Annotated in this window: 15 protein-coding genes; 8 read left to right on the top strand and 7 right to left on the bottom strand. The window is 68.0% G+C overall.

The window, feature by feature from the left end:
* Window positions 1-53 precede the first annotated feature (53 nt).
* From G6N35_RS08955 to G6N35_RS08940, 4 genes are all read left to right on the top strand, one after another.
* Entirely contained in the window at window positions 54-488 is a 435-nt protein-coding gene (locus tag G6N35_RS08955) for an SRPBCC family protein (RefSeq protein WP_163803932.1), read from the top strand.
* Entirely contained in the window at window positions 489-1763 is a 1275-nt protein-coding gene (locus G6N35_RS08950) for an ArsA family ATPase (protein WP_163803931.1), read from the top strand. It abuts the gene before it with no gap.
* The gene (locus tag G6N35_RS08945; RefSeq protein ID WP_179967333.1) at window positions 1751-2164 is read left to right on the top strand and encodes a hypothetical protein; all 414 of its coding nucleotides are present in this window, start codon (window positions 1751-1753) and stop codon (window positions 2162-2164) included. The genes G6N35_RS08950 and G6N35_RS08945 overlap by 13 nt, the downstream gene beginning before the upstream one ends.
* 92 nt (window positions 2165-2256) lie before the next feature.
* The gene (locus G6N35_RS08940; RefSeq protein WP_163803929.1) at window positions 2257-3006 is read left to right on the top strand and encodes a lysophospholipid acyltransferase family protein; all 750 of its coding nucleotides are present in this window, start codon (window positions 2257-2259) and stop codon (window positions 3004-3006) included.
* Here the strand turns inward: G6N35_RS08940 and G6N35_RS08935 are convergent.
* Window positions 2948-4270, bottom strand: a complete 1323-nt coding sequence (locus G6N35_RS08935; protein ID WP_163803928.1) for a glycosyltransferase 87 family protein — start codon at window positions 4268-4270, stop codon at window positions 2948-2950. The two genes, G6N35_RS08940 and G6N35_RS08935, sit on opposite strands and share 59 nt — an antisense overlap.
* A gap of 144 nt (window positions 4271-4414) precedes the next feature.
* Between G6N35_RS08935 and G6N35_RS08930 the strand changes: the two genes are divergently transcribed.
* Genes G6N35_RS08930 through G6N35_RS08920 form a run of 3 tightly spaced genes read left to right on the top strand, consistent with a single transcriptional unit; the run spans window position 4415 to window position 7197 of the window.
* Window positions 4415-5224 (top strand): hypothetical protein, encoded by an 810-nt coding sequence (locus G6N35_RS08930; protein WP_163807567.1) that lies wholly within the window; start codon window positions 4415-4417, stop codon window positions 5222-5224.
* A 10-nt stretch (window positions 5225-5234) separates the two neighbouring features.
* Window positions 5235-5756, top strand: coding sequence for a polyadenylate-specific 3'-exoribonuclease AS (locus G6N35_RS08925; RefSeq protein ID WP_163803927.1), 522 nt, complete (start codon window positions 5235-5237; stop codon window positions 5754-5756).
* A gap of 52 nt (window positions 5757-5808) precedes the next feature.
* Entirely contained in the window at window positions 5809-7197 is a 1389-nt protein-coding gene (locus G6N35_RS08920; RefSeq protein WP_163803926.1) for a class II 3-deoxy-7-phosphoheptulonate synthase, read from the top strand.
* A gap of 9 nt (window positions 7198-7206) precedes the next feature.
* Here the strand turns inward: G6N35_RS08920 and G6N35_RS08915 are convergent, their stop codons facing one another.
* The 4 genes from G6N35_RS08915 to G6N35_RS08900 form a co-directional block, all read right to left on the bottom strand.
* Window positions 7207-8532 (bottom strand): ABC transporter ATP-binding protein, encoded by a 1326-nt coding sequence (locus tag G6N35_RS08915; protein WP_163803925.1) that lies wholly within the window; start codon window positions 8530-8532, stop codon window positions 7207-7209.
* A 16-nt stretch (window positions 8533-8548) separates the two neighbouring features.
* Window positions 8549-10285: an ABC transporter permease gene (locus G6N35_RS08910; protein ID WP_163803924.1), complete on the bottom strand. Its 1737-nt coding sequence runs from the start codon at window positions 10283-10285 to the stop codon at window positions 8549-8551.
* A gap of 285 nt (window positions 10286-10570) precedes the next feature.
* Window positions 10571-12019 (bottom strand): LLM class flavin-dependent oxidoreductase, encoded by a 1449-nt coding sequence (locus G6N35_RS08905; protein ID WP_163807566.1) that lies wholly within the window; start codon window positions 12017-12019, stop codon window positions 10571-10573.
* A gap of 79 nt (window positions 12020-12098) precedes the next feature.
* On the bottom strand, window positions 12099-13328 hold the full coding sequence (locus G6N35_RS08900) for a protein kinase domain-containing protein (protein ID WP_163807565.1): 1230 nt from the start codon (window positions 13326-13328) through the stop codon (window positions 12099-12101).
* A 58-nt stretch (window positions 13329-13386) separates the two neighbouring features.
* Between G6N35_RS08900 and G6N35_RS08895 the strand changes: the two genes are divergently transcribed.
* Window positions 13387-13791 carry an Rv2175c family DNA-binding protein gene (locus G6N35_RS08895; RefSeq protein ID WP_163803923.1) on the top strand — a complete coding sequence of 135 codons (405 nt, stop codon included), beginning with the start codon at window positions 13387-13389 and terminating at the stop codon, window positions 13789-13791.
* Between the two features lie 23 nt (window positions 13792-13814).
* Here the strand turns inward: G6N35_RS08895 and G6N35_RS08890 are convergent, their stop codons facing one another.
* The gene (locus tag G6N35_RS08890) at window positions 13815-15332 is read right to left on the bottom strand and encodes an alpha-(1->6)-mannopyranosyltransferase A (RefSeq protein ID WP_407664608.1); all 1518 of its coding nucleotides are present in this window, start codon (window positions 15330-15332) and stop codon (window positions 13815-13817) included.
* A 25-nt stretch (window positions 15333-15357) separates the two neighbouring features.
* Window positions 15358-16452, bottom strand: a complete 1095-nt coding sequence (gene idsA2 / locus G6N35_RS08885; RefSeq protein ID WP_246224569.1) for a bifunctional (2E,6E)-farnesyl/geranyl diphosphate synthase — start codon at window positions 16450-16452, stop codon at window positions 15358-15360.
* Window positions 16453-16524: the final 72 nt, after the last annotated feature.

Here is a 16524-nt window from a genome sequence, read left to right as displayed (position 1 = left end):
GTCACACCGCGGCCCGGGAGGGTACCGTTTGTGGCCAAGGAGGCAAGGCATCAGTGGCTGACAAAACGGCGCAGACCATCTACATCGATGCGGATCCGCGCACGGTCATGGACGTGATCGCCGACATCGGGTCCTACCCGCAATGGGTGTCGGAGTACAAGGAGACCGAGGTCCTCGAAGCCGACGAGCAGGGTTACCCGCTGACCGCGCGGTTGCACTTGGACGCCGCAGTGCTGCGCGACACCATGGTGCTGGCCTATGTCTGGCCCGCCGATCGCACGTCGGTGCGCTGGTCGCTGGTGTCGAGCACCTTGCTCAAGGCTCTCGACGGGGCATACATCTTGCGGCCCAAAGGTTCTGGAACCGAGGTCACCTACGAGCTCGCGGTGGACCTGATGATCCCGATGATCGGTCTGCTCAAGCGCAAGGCCGAACGCCGACTCACCGACACCGCCCTGAAGGATCTGAAGAAGCGGGTCGAGGGCTGAGTGAAGCCCCCACCGCCTCCCGCCGCCGATGCGGGCACCGATGCCCGGGCCCGGATCAGCTTCTTCGTCGGCAAAGGGGGAGTGGGGAAATCCACGCTGGCCTCGGCCAGTGCGGTGCGTGCCGCGCTGACCGGCGAGCGGGTGCTGGCGGTGTCGACCGACCAGGCGCACTCGCTGGGGGACGTCCTGGGTGTACCCGTGCCGCCGACGGGTACTCGGGAGCCCGTGCGCATCCTCACCGAGCAGGAAGGGGGGCACCTCGACGCGCTCGCGCTGGACACCCTGGCCCTGCTGTCGGACCGCTGGCGTGACGTCGCACCGGTGCTGGCTGCACGATTCCCCGAATCGGATATCAAAGACCTTGCCCCGGAGGAACTTTCGGCATTCCCTGGCGTCCAGGAGGTGCTCGGGCTGGCCGAGGTCGCTGCGTTGGCCGACAGTGGGCAGTGGGACTACCTGGTGGTGGATTGCGCGTCGACCGCCGATGCCATGCGGATGCTGACCCTGCCCGCGGCGTTCGCCATGTACGTCGAGCGGGCCTGGCCGCGGCACCGCCGGCTCAGCTCCGCGGTCGAGGACATCCGGGGTGCGGCCACCGTGGCGGTGGTGGAGTCCGTCGCCGCCGGGATGGAGGGTTTGTCGGCTCTGCTCACCGATGGTGAGCGGGTCACCGCCCACCTGGTGCTCACCGCCGAACGGGTGGTCGCCGCCGAAGCCGTGCGTACTCTGGGTTCGCTGTCGTTGATGGGGGTGGCCGTCGCCGAGCTGATCGTCAACCAGGTTCTGCTTCAAGATGATTCGTATGAGTACCGAAACCTGCCGGATCACCCCGCCTTCGATTGGTACGCCGAGCGGATCTCCGAACAGCAGACCGTCCTGGACGAACTGGCCACGACGATCGGGGACACCGCACTGGTGCTGGCGCCGCACCTGGCCGGCGAACCGATCGGCCCCAAGGCGCTCGGGCAGTTGCTCGACAGCGTGCGGCGCCGCGGCGGCGCCGCACCACCTGGGCCGCTGCGCCCGGTCGTCGACCGCGAATCGGGCTCCGGTCTCGATGCCGTGTATCGGTTGCGGCTAGAGTTGCCGCAGGTCGACTCGGGCACGCTGACGCTGGGCCGGGTCGACGACGACCTGATCATCGGCGTCGCCGGAATGCGGCGCCGGGTGCGGCTCGCCTCGGTGCTACGCCGCTGCATCGTGACCGACGCGGCACTGCGCGGTACCGAGCTGACAGTGCGCTTTCGACCCAACCCGGAGGTGTGGCCGGCGTGAGTGGCTCCAGCCACCCCGATATCGGGCCCGAGCTGCGTGCGCTGGCCCAGGCGATCCTCGAGCGCCTGGACCCGGCCGTGCGTGCCGCGGCGGCGATGGCCGCCAACCCCGACAGCGGGCCCGGCAAGTGCCAGCAGGTGTGGTGCCCGGTGTGTGCGCTGGCCGCGCTGGTCAACGGGGAGCAGCATCCGATGTTGACGGTGATCGCCGAGCACAGCGTGGCGCTGCTGACCGTCATCCGCACGATGGCCGGTGACACCACGCCACCGCCCGGCCCCGGCGCGCCGCCGCCATCCGACGGTGCGGCCCCGGATCCGCCGGCGCCGCCACCGAACCGCTACCAACCCATCCCGGTGATCGTCGAGGACGCCGGCGGGCCGGCACCGCAAGATCTCGTCTGAAGATCCGGTGTGAAGCGGCACCGACCAGTGGTCGGTGCAACACCACCTGGGTAGAGTTGGCCCAAAGCACGCGCGCCCGATCGGGAGGCTTCATGTGGTTCTGGCTGTTCAAGTACATCTTGATGGGCCCCATTCTGCGCGTCTTGGGTCGGCCGAAAGTTGAAGGGCTGGAATACGTTCCGAGCTCCGGCCCGGTGATCGTGGCCAGTAATCACCTCGCGGTGGCGGACAGCTTCTATCTGCCGCTGGTGCTCCGGCGGCGGATCACCTTCCTGGCCAAGGCCGAATACTTCACCGGTACCGGACTCAAGGGCGCGTTCAACCGCTGGTTCTACTCCTCGACCGGGCAGGTCCCGATCGACCGCACCGACGCCGACAGTGCGAAGTCCGCCCTGGACACCGCCAAGCGACTGCTCACGCAGGGCAAGCTGCTGGGCATGTACCCGGAGGGCACCCGCTCGCCGGACGGCCGCCTGTACAAGGGCAAGACCGGGCTGGCCCGGCTGGCACTGGAGACCGGTGTCCCGGTGATTCCGGTCGCGATGATCGGAACTGATGTCGTCAACCCGCCCGGGTCCAAGATGTGGCACTTCGGCCGGGTGACCGTCCGCTTCGGCAAGCCGATGGACTTCTCCCGGTTCGAGGGCCTGGCCGGGAACCGGTTCATCGAGCGCGCCGTCATCGACGAGGTGATCTACGAGCTGATGGAGCTCTCCGGCCAGGAGTACGTCGACATCTACGCCGCGTCACTGAAGGACGGCGGCAGCTCGGGCGCCGCCGACGCTAAGCCGGGCGGACCAGATCAGCCACCGGCGCGGATCCCGGAGACGGCTGCGGGGTAGTCGCCGGCGTGCGCACCGTGAGCCCGGCCACCACCAGCACCGCCAGCGCCCACCACACATAGGACATCCCGAGTAGCTGACGCCACCACGACGCGGTTTCCTCGTGGTGCTTGGGCATCAACTCCAGCGGAATCCACACCATCAGCGCGACGCCGACCGCACCGAGCGCAGCCAGCGCGATGTTGCGCCGCCGGTAGCCGAGCACCATGGTCACCACGATCGTCGGCAGGGCCCACACCCAGTGGTGCGACCAGGACACCGGCGAGACCATCAGCCCGAACAGCGCCACACAGATCAGCGCCAGCGTCGGCTCACCGGCGAGGACCACTCGCCGGACCGTCCAGATCGTCAGTCCGAGCACCGCGACGCAGGCCGCCGTCCACAGCAGGAAATGGGTGCTGTGGCCCAGGCCGAGGCGGGCCAGTGAACCGGCGATGTTCTGGTTGGTGTTCAGCGCGGCACTGCCGATCCGGTCGGTGTGGCGCACCGTGGTGGTCCAGTACTCCACCGAGTCCTGCCAGGCGAAGACGAAGCCCACCACGCTGGCCGCGATGAACGTGGCGAACGCGGTGACGGTGGCGCGGACGTCGCGGCGCAGCACGAAGTACAGCAGAAAAACCGCCGGGGTGAGCTTGAGCGCGATCGCCACGCCCAGCAGCAGCCCGCGGGGCCACGGTGTGCGGCGCGGCACGCAGTCGGCGATGACCAGTGTCATGAGGACGACGTTGATCTGGCCGAAGGCGAAGTTCGCGGTGATCGGTTCCAGGTAGATCACCGACAGCGCCACGATGCCCGCGGACAGCCAGCAGCGCCGCAGCCAGACCGGTTCCCGCGTCAGGCTCGAGGTCTGCCAGACATCCAGGCGGGTCAGCACGATCCACGTGGACAGCAGCAGCAGTACCAGCGTGATCACCGTGATCGCAATGCTCGCGCCGTCCAGGCCCAGCCAGGCGAACGGGCTGAACACGATCGCGGCCAGCGGGGGATAGGTGAACGGCAGGTCCAGCCCGATCCTGGTGTGGAACGTCGCATCGCCGGCGTAGAGCGGGCGGCCGTCCAGCCAGGCCTGCGCGCCCATCCGGTAGACGTCGATGTCGATGCGGTACGGGATGTGCCCCAGCAGCGACCACCCCGCGTAGACCAGCAGTGCGACGATCACCAGCTGGCTCGCCCGCCACGCCACGGTCAACCACGGCGCAGTCTTCGGCGATAGCCGGACGCGCCCGAACACACTGCCCCCATCGGACGCCTGCCACGTACTCATGTCGGGAGACAGACTATCGGTGCGGGCTGTGTGCAGGCGCCATATCCCTGGCCGGGCCGGCACTGCGCCGCAGGTTGGGTATGTTCTGTGCTCGTGCCCCTGACCGTGCACTTCGACGTCGTCGCCCCCGGGCGGATCCCACTGATGTGGTGCCTCATCGCGTTCATCGTCACGTTCTTCGTGACCAGGACGATCGTGCGCTACATCCGCAGCAACGCCGACAAGACCGGCCCGCGCAAGTGGTGGCAACCGCGCAACATCTCCGGCAAGGGTGGGTTGCACATCCACCACGTCGTGATCGGGATCGTGCTGGTGATGATCTCCGGGGTCACCATGGTGACCCTGGCCGTCGACGGCACCGGAGGTGAATTCACAGCTGCGGCAATCGTTTTCGGTATCGGTGCCGCCTTGGTGCTCGACGAGTTCGCGCTCATCCTGCACCTGGAGGACGTCTACTGGTCCGAGGACGGCCGCGCGTCGGTTGACGCGGTGTTCGCCGCCGTGGCGGTGACCGGGCTGTTGATCCTGGGGTTCAACCCGCTGTCGTTCTTCGACATCGGCATCTGGCGCGACGACGATTCGGTGGTGGCCCGCACCACGGTGGTGGTGATGGCCGCGCTGACGCTGGCCCTCGCGGTGATCGTGCTGCTCAAGGGCAAGGTGTGGACCGGCCTGATCGGGATGTTCATCACCCCGCTGCTGTTCGTCGGGGCGATCAGGGTGTCGCGGCCGCATGCACCGTGGGCGCGCTGGCACTACCAGGACAAACCCCGCAAGATGCACAAGGCCCTGGAGCGCGAGCGCTACCTGCGCCGACCGGTCGTGCAGGCCAAGTTGTGGCTGCAGCACATCATCGCCGGTGAGCCGAGTTTCCCCGCCGATGCCGAGGTGGACGCCGAGTTGGACCGCGAGATCCATGCCGCGCCCGCTCCCCAGCCGCAGTCCACCGGATAGGGTGCGCCCAGTGCGGTACTTCTACGACACCGAATTCATCGACAACGGGCGCATCATCGACCTCATCTCGATCGGTGTGGTCGCCGAGGACGGTCGCGAGTACTACGCGATCTCCACCGAGTTCGACCCCGAGTCGGCGGGCAAATGGGTCCGCACCAACGTTCTTCCCAAGCTGCCGTCGCCGTCCTCGCAGCTCTGGCAGTCACGCCGGCAGATCCGCGAGGGTCTGGAGAGCTTCTTCGACATCGACGGTGACGAGCCGATCGAGCTGTGGGCCTGGGTGGCGGCCTACGACCATGTGGCGTTGTGCCAGCTGTGGGGGCCGATGACCAGCCTGCCACCGCAGATTCCGCGCTTCACCCGCGAGCTGCGCCAATTCTGGGAAGACCGCGGCTGCCCACGGATGCCACCGCGGCCGCAGGACACCCACGATGCGCTCGTCGACGCCCGCCACAACATGCGTCGCTACGTGCTGATGACCACCGGAGTGGACCTCGGCGCGGTGCCCACCGACACCCCTATCCGCAGGTAGCCCCACCCGGCGGGTGGTAAAAGCGGTGGTTGCGCCCGGTTACCATGAATGGGTGAACTGGACCGTTGACGTACCGATCGAGCAGCTCCCGTCGCTGCCGCCGCTGCCGTCGGACCTGCGTGCGCGCCTGGACGCCGCGCTGAGCAAGCCGGCCGCCCAGCAGCCGAGCTGGGACGCCGGTCAGGCCGCCGCGATGCGGACGGTGCTGGAGAGCGTGCCGCCGGTGACGGTGCCCTCGGAGATCGAGAAGCTGTCCGGCCAGCTTGCCGCGGTCGCCCGCGGCGAGGCGTTCCTGCTGCAGGGCGGAGACTGCGCCGAGACGTTCGCCGACAACACCGAGCCGCACATCCGCGCTAACATCCGGACCCTGCTGCAGATGGCCGTCGTGCTCACCTACGGCGCCAGCCTTCCGGTGGTCAAGGTGGCCCGGATCGCCGGCCAGTACGCCAAGCCCCGCTCGGCCGACATCGACGCGCTGGGCCTGAAGTCCTACCGCGGCGACATGGTCAACGGCTTCGCCCCGGATGCCGCCGTGCGCGACCATGACCCGTCCCGTCTGGTCCGGGCCTACGCCAACGCCAGCGCCGCGATGAATCTCGTTCGAGCCCTGACCTCTTCTGGTCTGGCCTCGCTGCACCAGGTGCACGACTGGAACCGCGAATTCGTCCGCACCTCGCCCGCCGGTGCCCGTTACGAGCAGCTGGCCGGCGAGATCGACCGCGGCCTGAAGTTCATGACGGCCTGCGGGGTCAACGACCGCAACCTCGACACCGCCGACATCTTCGCCAGCCACGAGGCGCTGGTGCTCGACTACGAGCGCGCCATGCTGCGGATGGATGCCGAAGCACAGGGCGGACCGAAGCTCTACGATCTGTCGGCGCACTACGTCTGGATCGGGGAGCGCACCCGTCAGCTCGACGGCGCGCACATCGCGTTCGCCGAGGTGATCGCCAACCCGATCGGCGTCAAGATCGGCCCGACCACCTCACCGGAACTGGCGGTCGAGTACGTCGAGCGGCTCGACCCGCACAACCAGCCGGGCCGGCTGACGCTGGTCAGCCGGATGGGCAACCACAAGGTCCGCGACGTGCTGCCGCCGATCATCGAGAAGGTGCAGGCCTCCGGCCACCAGGTGATCTGGCAGTGCGACCCGATGCACGGCAACACCCACGAGTCCTCGACGGGCTACAAGACCCGCCATTTCGACCGCATCGTCGACGAGGTCCAGGGCTTCTTCGAAGTGCACCGGGGTCTGGGCACGCATCCGGGCGGCATCCACGTCGAGATCACCGGCGAGAACGTCACCGAATGCCTCGGCGGCGCGCAGGACATCTCCGATGCCGATCTGGCCGGCCGCTACGAGACCGCCTGCGATCCGCGACTGAACACCCAGCAGTCCCTCGAGCTGGCCTTCCTGGTCGCGGAGATGCTGCGCGACTAGCGACTGCGACTAGCGACCGCGACTCACGACGACGGTGGCCGCGGGATCGAGCGTGATCTCGTCGGTGTCGGTGTCGTAGTCGAACAGCTCGCCGTACCGGCCCCAGGCGATCGCGGTGTCGAGTTGGCGGCGGGCGTCGTCGGGTGAGAATCCGCGCCGCAGCAGGTCCAGGAAGAACTCGGACCGCAGCGTCCCGTCGGCCGACGAGCCCAGGGCACGGCAGATGGTGCGGACCAGCGGCGCGCGCTCCCGTGCGGCGGCGGCGAAGATCTGCTTGCTGGTCTGGATATCGGCGCGGGTGAACGTCCTGCCGATGTCGGTGACGGTCAGATCGCCCCCACTCACGGTCACGAAGCCGAGCATCGCGGCGGCGTCGACCAGGGGCAGCAGGTCATCGATGTCGAAACTGAGGTCCGCGGCGATGTCCGGAAGGTCGACGTGCCCGTCGTGGGCGGCGGTGATCTCGACCAGGCCGGCCAGACCACCGACCGTCGCGTCGGGCAGTGGACTGCTGGTGGGGCTGGCCGCGACCGGATCAGGCGTCTCCTCGGCCGGCCCGCTGCCGGTGAGCAGTCCATAGAGCGAGTCCACGATCGCCGCGAAGGCGGGTGAGCGGCGGTCCCGCGGCCGGGCGAGGTTGACCGCCACTTCAGCGCGGACACGTCCGGGGTTGGCGCCGAGCACCACGACGCGATCGGCCAGCAGCACCGCCTCTTCGATGTTGTGGGTCACCAGGCAGATCGACTTGGTGGGGAAGTCGTGGCGCCCCCACAGGCTCATCAGCTCGGTGCGCAGATTCTCGGCGGTCAGCACGTCCAGCGCGGAGAACGGCTCATCCATCAGCAGCAGGTCCGGTTCGAGCACCAGGGCGCGGGCGAAGCCCACCCGCTGGCGCATGCCGCCGGACAGTTCCTTCGGGTAGGCCGACTCGAAACCGTCCAGCCCGATCACGTCGATGGCCTTCAGCGCGCGGGTCTTACGCTCCGCGGGCGCCACACCCCGTGCCTCAAGGCCGAGTTCGACGTTCTCCTGCACCGTCAGCCACGGCATCAACGCGAAGGTCTGGAACACCATCGCCGTGCCGGGGTTGGCGCCGTTGAGCTGCTCACCCCGGTAGCGAACCTCACCGCTGGTCGGGGCGATCAGGCCGGCGATGGTGCGCAGCAGCGTCGACTTGCCCGAGCCGGACCGTCCGAGCAGCGCCACGATCTCACCCTCGCGCAGGTCGAGGTTGATGTCGTCGAGCACCCGCAGCGGTTCACCGGTGGTGCCTTCGAAGCTCTTGTCGACGTGCTGCAGGCTCATCAGAACGTTGTCCACGATCTGCTCCTTCATTCGAAACTTGGTCAGGCTAAAGCGAATAGCGGTTCTCGGCCAGCGTGTACATCCGCCGCCAGAACAGTCTGTTGGTGGTCACCACGAACATGCTCATCACGATCACGCCCACCAGGATGCGGCCCGAATCGCCGGCGGCGGTGGCGTTGGTGATGTAGGAGCCCAGCCCGGTGGCGGTCAGCGTGTTGCCGTTGTAGCTCACCACCTCGGCAACGATCGACGCGTTCCAGGCGCCCCCGGCCGCCGTGATGCCACCGGTGACGTAGCTGGCGAAGATCGCGGGCAGAATCAGTGTGCGCCAACGCAACAGCGTCGGCAGGCGCAGATTGGTCGCGGCCTCGCGAAGGTCGTTGGGGATCGCGCTGGCACCGGCGATGACGTTGAACAGGATGTACCACTGCGACCCGAGTGCCATCAGCAGCACGCCACCGATGTTCAAGCTGATGTGAGTGGCGATCAGGACGGCCGTCACCAACGGGAACAGGAAGTTCGCCGGGAAGGACGCCAGGATCTGGACGACCGGCTGAGCGAGCCGGGAAACCTTGGGGTTCATGCCGATCCATACTCCGACCGGCACCCAGATGAGCGTCGCCACGATGACGACGGTGAGCACGCGGGCGAAGGTCGCCAGCCCGAGCAGCAGGGCGTGACCGACCTCGGACAGACCGACACCGTTGTGGATGTAGACGATCACCCGGTAGGAGCCGTAGGCGATCACTGCACCCACCACGATGGCGAAGATCACATCTCCGGTGCGCTGCCGTACCTCCGGGCTGCGCAGCGGACGGTCGGCCAGTCCGAACACCGACATCACCCGGTCCAGCGGATAGTTCAGCCGGCTCAGCGGGCCCAGCACCAGGCGCGGCAACCGGGAGCGGCGCAGCACGTCGAGCGTGACGCTGCGGGGTGCCTCGGCGGTCTCGGAGTCTTCGATGCGGAACCGCTCGGCCCACGCCGTCAACGGCCGCCAGAACAGCGCGTTGACCGCCACGACGACGACGATCATCACCACGACCGCCAAGCCCACCCGGCCCAGTTGCCCGTCGTCGGCCGCCGCCGCCACATAGGACCCGATACCGGGCAAGGCGAACTGGTGGCCGTGGACGCTGAGCGCTTCGGAGGCGGTCAGGAAGAACCATCCGCCACCGAAACTCATCATCCCGTTCCAGACCAACGGCAGCATGCCGCTGGGCAGATCCACGCGCCAGAACCGCTGCCACCGGGACAACCGCAGCAGGCGGGCGGCCTCGTCGAGATCGCGCGACTGTGATTTCAGCGAGTGGTAGAACGCGAACGTCATGTTCCAGGCCTGCGAGGTGAAGATCGCGAAGATCGAGGCGCATTCCAGACCGAGTTCCGATCCCGGGAACAGCGCGATGAATCCGGTCACGGTGATGGACAGGAAGCCCAGGATCGGCACCGACTGCAGAATGTCGAGCAGCGGAACCAGAACCTTCTCGGCTCGGCGCAGCCGCGCCGCCGCGGTGGCGTAGATGAAGGTGAACACCACTGAAATTCCCAGTGCCACAAACATTCGCAGCAGTGAACGGGCGGTGTAGTAGGGCAGGTTCGCCGGGTCGGTCGACACCGACGATGCCGCGGTATCGACCGTCCAGGGCACCGTGGTGCCCGAGGCGACGTGGACGATGAGCCACAGCAGCACCGCCGCACCGGCGAACACCGCGATATCGGCCAGCCGGCTACCGGTGGGGCGCACCAGCGCGGCGCGGCTGGAGAAAGTGGTGACGGACATGAGGTTTCACCCGGCTTCCGGACGTCGGCAACGGGCATGGGAGCCCGGATCAATGGTCGTAGTCCATGCCCGTCGGCGTCGATGCCGAGGATGCGGCGAAAGCGGAACTCAGGCGCGGGTAGGCGACTTCAGCACGCGAGACAGCCGGGCATGGATACGGTTCGTACTTCCGTCTTCCATGTCCTCACCTCCTGCTGTCGTCGCTGCCGTTGCCGGGCACCGTGGGGCGCGCAGAAAGTAGACCCCACCGACATGGCCGGGGTCAACTTGGAATTGACTGTGTGACTAGCGGCTCACCGGCGCCGCGGCGGTCGATGCCGACGACGACGGCACTGTCGACGGACGCTCGATGATCGTCGAGTCCGGGCCGCCCACCCGGTAGCGCGCGCCCCGGTGCTCGTCGGGCAGCCGGTCGCCTCGGCCGAACAGCTTGTGGCGCAGACTGCCTGGTGCGTAGTCGGATTGATAGGCGCCACGTTCGGTGAGCACGGGCACCACATGCTCGATGAAGTCGGCGAATGTCCCAGGGGTGATCGCGTACGCGAGGTTGAAGCCGTCGACGTCGGTCTCCTCGACCCACTCCTGCAGCGTGTCGGCGACGCTGTGGCCTGAGCCCACCACTCGCGGTCCGATACCGCCGATCTCGCCCCATTCGGCGATGTCCCGCACCGCCCATTCGCGGCCGTTGGGATCAGCCGACTGGAATGCGGCCACCGCGGACAGGATCGCATTGGAGTCGACGTTGCCAATGGGTTCGTCGAGTCCATAGCGGGCCAGATCGACTCCCATCCAGCCGGACATGAAGACCAGGGCACCCTCCGGATCGCCGTAGGACAGGTAGGCGGCGTGCTTGGCGTGGGCCTCCTCGTCGGTCTCGGCGGTCACCACGGTGGTCAGATTGAAGATCCTGGCCGCGTAGGGATCTCGCCCCGCCAGTTCGAGTTCGCGGCGGATGGTGCTGACCGTCTTGGCCAGGATCTCCTTGGTGGGTGCGGCGGTGAAGATGGCTTCGGCGTTCTCGGCGGCGAAGCGCACCCCGCGCGGTGAGGAGCCGGCCTGGAAGATCACCGGCGTGCGTTGCGGCGACGGCTCGGACAGATGGACTCCCGGCACGCTGAAATGTGTTCCCTGGTGGCCGATGTGGTGCACCTTCGACGGATCGGTGAAAACCCCGCGGTCGCGGTCGCGCACCACGGCGCCGTCCTCCCAGGAACCTTCCCACAGCTTGTAGAGCACCTCGAGGTACTCGTCGGCATGGTCGTAGCGCGCATCGTGGGCGGGCTGATCGGTCTGGCCCATGTTGCGGGCCGCTGCCGGCAGATAGCCGGTGACGACATTCCAGCCGATCCGGCCCTTGGTGAGATGGTCCAGCGTCGACATCCGGCGGGCAAACGGATAGGGGTGTTCGAAACCGGTTCCGGTGGTGAGGCCGAAGCCGAGGTTCTCGGTGACCAACGCCATCGCCGACACCAGGAGCAGGGGGTCGTTGACCGGGATCTGTGCGGCGTGCCGGATCGCAGCCTCGTCACTGGCCCCGTACACGTCGTAGGTGCCCAGCACGTCGGCGATGAACAGGCCGTCGAACCGGCCGCGTTCCAGCAGTCGGGCCAGCTCGGTCCAATACTCCAGATCCTTGTACCGCCAGGACTGATCGTCGGGGTGACGCCACAGGCCGGGGGACTGGTGGGCGACGCAGTTCATGTCGAAGGCATTGAATCGGATCAGACGGGTCACCGGCGAATACTCGCCGATGGGTGCGGCCAGATCACTGGTTGCACTCAAACCGATTGTATTTCAGCCTGTTACGGTTCTGCTATTGTCCGATCAGGCCGTCCAGGTTGGTGCCCAGCGTCCATGCGCCGGCGGCCACCAGGCAGGTCAGGATCAGCACGGTGAGCACCCAGATCAGCACGGTTCTTCGTGCCCGCTGCCGGGCCCAGATGAACTCGGAGATGTCGATACCGGCGAATTGCTTTGGCGCGCTGTCATATTCGGGGTCATATTCGGCACCGTAGTCGCCATCGTAGTCAGGCTCGTCCGGATCGGCGTCGGGGGCCGGCTGCCACTCGGGCTCGCGGATCAGCGCGCGGGTCGGGTTCTTCACCGGTGCAGCGACCGGACGGTGCTCGGTGGTGGGCTGTTCGGCCAACCGGCTCTGGTAGACCGTCGCGGCGGCGTGCTGTGCGGAGTTCCGCGGCGCCGGGACCCGGAACCTCGGCAGGGCGAGCTCCTGGGCGATCGCATCCAGATCGGCGGCCATCTCGGCGGCATCGGCGTAGCGCTGCTGGGGGTTTCGCGCAGTCGCATGCGCCACGAACTCGTCGAATTGCGGTGGCACACCGGTGATCGCCGAACTCGGCGGCGGCACATCGGCATCCATCCGCTGATAGGCGACCGTCAGTGGGTTGTCACCACTGAACGGGGTTGTCCCGGTGAGCAATTCGTAGGTGAGAATGCCCACCGCATACACGTCGCTACGGGGGTCGGCGGTGCCGTTGCTGACCTGTTCGGGGGACAGGTAGGCGGCCGTGCCCACGATCACACTGGTGGAGGTGATGCCGGCCTCGGCGACCGCGCGCACCAGACCGAAGTCGGCGAGCTTGACCTCACCGTCATCGGAGATCAGGACGTTCTCCGGCTTGATGTCGCGGTGTACCAGCCCGGCCCGGTGCGCGACGGCCAGCCCGCCCAGCATGGGCCGCAGCACGGCCGCGGCGGCGTGCGGCGGCATCGGACCCCGCTCGGCCAGCAGCTCACGCAGGGTGCCGCCGTCCACCAGCTCCATCACCAGGAACGGCAGCCGGGCATCCAGGCCCTGGTCGTAGACGGCAACCAGGCCCGGGTCCTTGAGCCGGGCCACCGCCCGGGCCTCGCGCTGGAACCTGGTGAGGAACTGGCTGTCGCCGGCGTAGCGGGGGTCCATGACCTTCAGTGCGACCGGCCGGTCCAGCCGGACGTCGAGACCGCGGTAGACCGTCGACATGCCGCCGGTGGCGATCGGAGTCTCGACGCGGTACCGGCCGTCGAGCAGCGTGCCTTCCAGCGGATCCGAGGTCACCGCCACATGGTACGTGGCGCGACGACGGCTCTAGACTGGCGCCGTGAGCAGCATTCCGGCCGGTGACGACGTCCTGGATCCCGACGAGCCCCTCTATGACCTGCCGAAAGTCGCCGAACTTCTGCGTCTGCCGGTGACCAAGGTGCACCAGCAGCTTCGTGACGGGCATCTGGTCGCGGTCCGCCGGGGCGGTGTGCTGATGGTGCCGCAGGTGTTCTTCACCGGGTCCGGCCAGGTGGTCAAGTCGCTGCCCGGCCTGCTGGCGGTGCTGCGCGACGGCGGCTACCGCGACACCGAGATCCTGCGCTGGCTGTTCACCGCCGACCCGTCTCTGACGCTGACGCGCGACGGGGTGCGTGAGCCGATCAGCAACGCCCGGCCCATCGACGCGCTGCACTCCCACCAGGCGCGCGAAATCCTGCGTAGGGCTCAGGCCGCCGCGTATTAGCCGCCGGCCGGGCACGCCGGTGATCAGGCGCCGGCCGGCACCCCGGCCACATCGTCGGTGTCGTTGCGCGGGGGCGGCTCCGGCGTGCGGCGCAGTGAATACCAGGCCGCCAGCGCGCAGGCTGTGGCCAGTAGGACGTGGATCCACGAGTACATGCCGTGCGAGCCGTCGGGTTTGAAGATCACCATGATCCAGGTGGAGAACCCGGCGATCAGTGCGATCGCGGCCCGGGACTGGGCCAGCGCCGAGACCACAGCCAGCGGCCAGGTGTAGTACCACGGCAGGGCGGCGGGGACGAACAACACGACCACCAGCATCGCCCAGGCGATCCCGGTCAGGGCTTCCCGGTCGGTGTGCCGAAAACGCCACCACAGCAGGGGGAGTGACACCGCGATGATGATGATGCCGATGATGCGGGTGGCCTGCAGGACGGCATAGAAGTTCACGCCGAACACCAGCCCGCCGATGGCGTTGGTGAGATTGGCGATCGCGGTCGGGATCGTCAGCCAGTTGATGATCTTCACCGAACCGGCCAGTGCCGTCAGCCAGCCCAGACCGACCCCGGCAAGGCCGGACAGCACCGCGAACACGGCGATGAAGACGGCGATGCCCGCCGCCGTCGCGGTCACGAATGCCTTTGGCGCCGAGAGGTTTCTGCTGTCCTTGAGGTGGCGCATCCACACCCACACCATGAACGGCAGGGCCAGGACCGCAGTGGCCTTCACCGCCACCGCGACCGCGATCAGCACGGTCCCCGCGACATGGCGGCCGGCGAAGGTCAGTGCGATGCCGGCCATCATCAGGCCCACCATCAGCATCTCGTTGTGCACCCCGCCCATCAGGTGGATGATCACCAGCGGGTTGAGCACGCAGATCCACAGTGCCACCGAGCCGTTGCCGCCGACGTGCCGGGCCACCCGCGGAGCCGCCCAGATCAGCAGCACCAGCCCGGGCAACATGCACAGTCGCAGCAGCATGGTGCCGGCTACGACGTGGTTGCCCACCAGCATCGTCACGAACTTGGCCACCAGGATGAACGCCGGACCATACGGTGCGGTGGTGGTGGTCCAGATCGGACTGACGTTGTCCAGCAACGAGTTGTCGTTCTCGATCGGCCCGACGGCATAGGGATCGAAGCCGTCCCGGAGCAGGGCGCCCTGGGCCAGGTAGGAGTAGGTGTCGCGGCTGAACAGCGGCACGCTCAACAGCAGCGGCGCCAGCCAGAACCAGGTGGTGGCCTTCATCGCGTACTCGGACACACCGGAGTGGATCAGCCGCCGCCCCAGCCAGAGCCAGGCCAGCAGCATCACCACCACGCCGCCCCACAGCAGCACCGAGGAGACCACCAGGCCATGGCCGAAGCGCAGCCACGACAGGTGCAGCGACTCGAGCACCGGATCGTGCAGCCGAGTGCTGCCTGCGCCCAGACCGCCGAGGGTGATCAGGACGGCGCCGAGGAATCCGAGCCGGGCCGGCCGGCCGTCATCGCCGGCGGCGAACGCGGCCAGCCGGGCCAGGCCGGTCGGAGCCGGCGCCGTCATCATCGGTGTCGTGCGGGACATGCGCCTAGGCCGACCGGTCGACGGCCAATCTGGCGAGTTCACGCAGACCCGCCTTGGCCGGGGCGTTGATCGGCGCGCTGTCGAGCAGGGCCAGTCCGCGCTTGGTCAGCGTGTCGATGTGGTCTTCCACCGCGGCCAGCGCACCCACGGATTCGATCACCCCGCACAGCTCGCGCACCTGCGAGTCGGTCAGATCGGTGCCGATACCGCGGCGCAGGAGGTCCGCGGCGGTGTTGTCGGTCTTGTCCGCGCGCTCGAGCGCCTCGGCCAGCAACACGGTTCGCTTACCGGAGCGCAGATCGTCGCCGGACGGCTTGCCGGTCACCGCCGGATCGCCGAACACGCCCAGGACGTCGTCGCGCAGCTGGAACGCCACCCCGAAGTCGGTGCCCAGCTCGTAGAACAGCTGCTGCACGTCGGGGCGGTCGGCCGCCGCCGCGGCGCCGAACTGCAGCGGCCGCGAAATCGTGTAGGACGCCGTCTTGTAGGTGTTGACGTTCATCGCCGACTCGATCGACTCTGCGGCGCTCGACTCGGCGACGATGTCGAGGAACTGGCCGCCGAGCACCTCGGTGCGGATGTCGGACCACACCCGCTGTACCCGAAGCTGCGCGTCCCGGGGCACGTCGGCATTGACGACGATGTCGTCGGCCCAGACCAGGGACAGGTCGCCGGCCAGGATCGCCGCCGACCGGCCGAACTGCTCGGGGGAGCCGCTCCAGCTCTGGCCGCGGTGCACATCGGTGAAGTGCACATGCACGGTCGGCCAACCCCGGCGGGTGGCCGAGTCGTCGATGACGTCGTCGTGCACCAGGGCGCAGGCGTGCAGTAGCTCCAGCGCCGAGAACAACAGCAAGGTGTCGTCGTCGACCGGCGCGTCGGGGTTCTCGGTGACCGCGCGGTAACCCCAGTAGGCGAACGCGGGCCGGACCCGTTTGCCGCCGCGGAGCACGAAATCCTCGAGGGCGGCGATCAGGCCGTCGTAGGCGGTCCCGATGTAGGCGGCCTTGGCGCGGCGGTCGGCCAGGTACTTCCGCAGCTCCTCGGTGACCGCGCTGGCCAGCTCGACGACTGACGGAGCTGTTGCTTCGACGCTCAGCGCGACGCCCCTTCCTGTGTACTTCCGCCAGAATCCTGGGTGGTTCACCCAGAGTAGAGCGTGACGCCGGTT

This window comes from Mycolicibacterium anyangense (genome assembly GCF_010731855.1).
Taxonomy (GTDB): Bacteria; Actinomycetota; Actinomycetes; order Mycobacteriales; family Mycobacteriaceae; genus Mycobacterium; species Mycobacterium anyangense.
The sequence above is the reverse complement of the archived record's forward strand: the minus strand, read 5'-3'. Positions and strand labels throughout refer to the sequence as shown.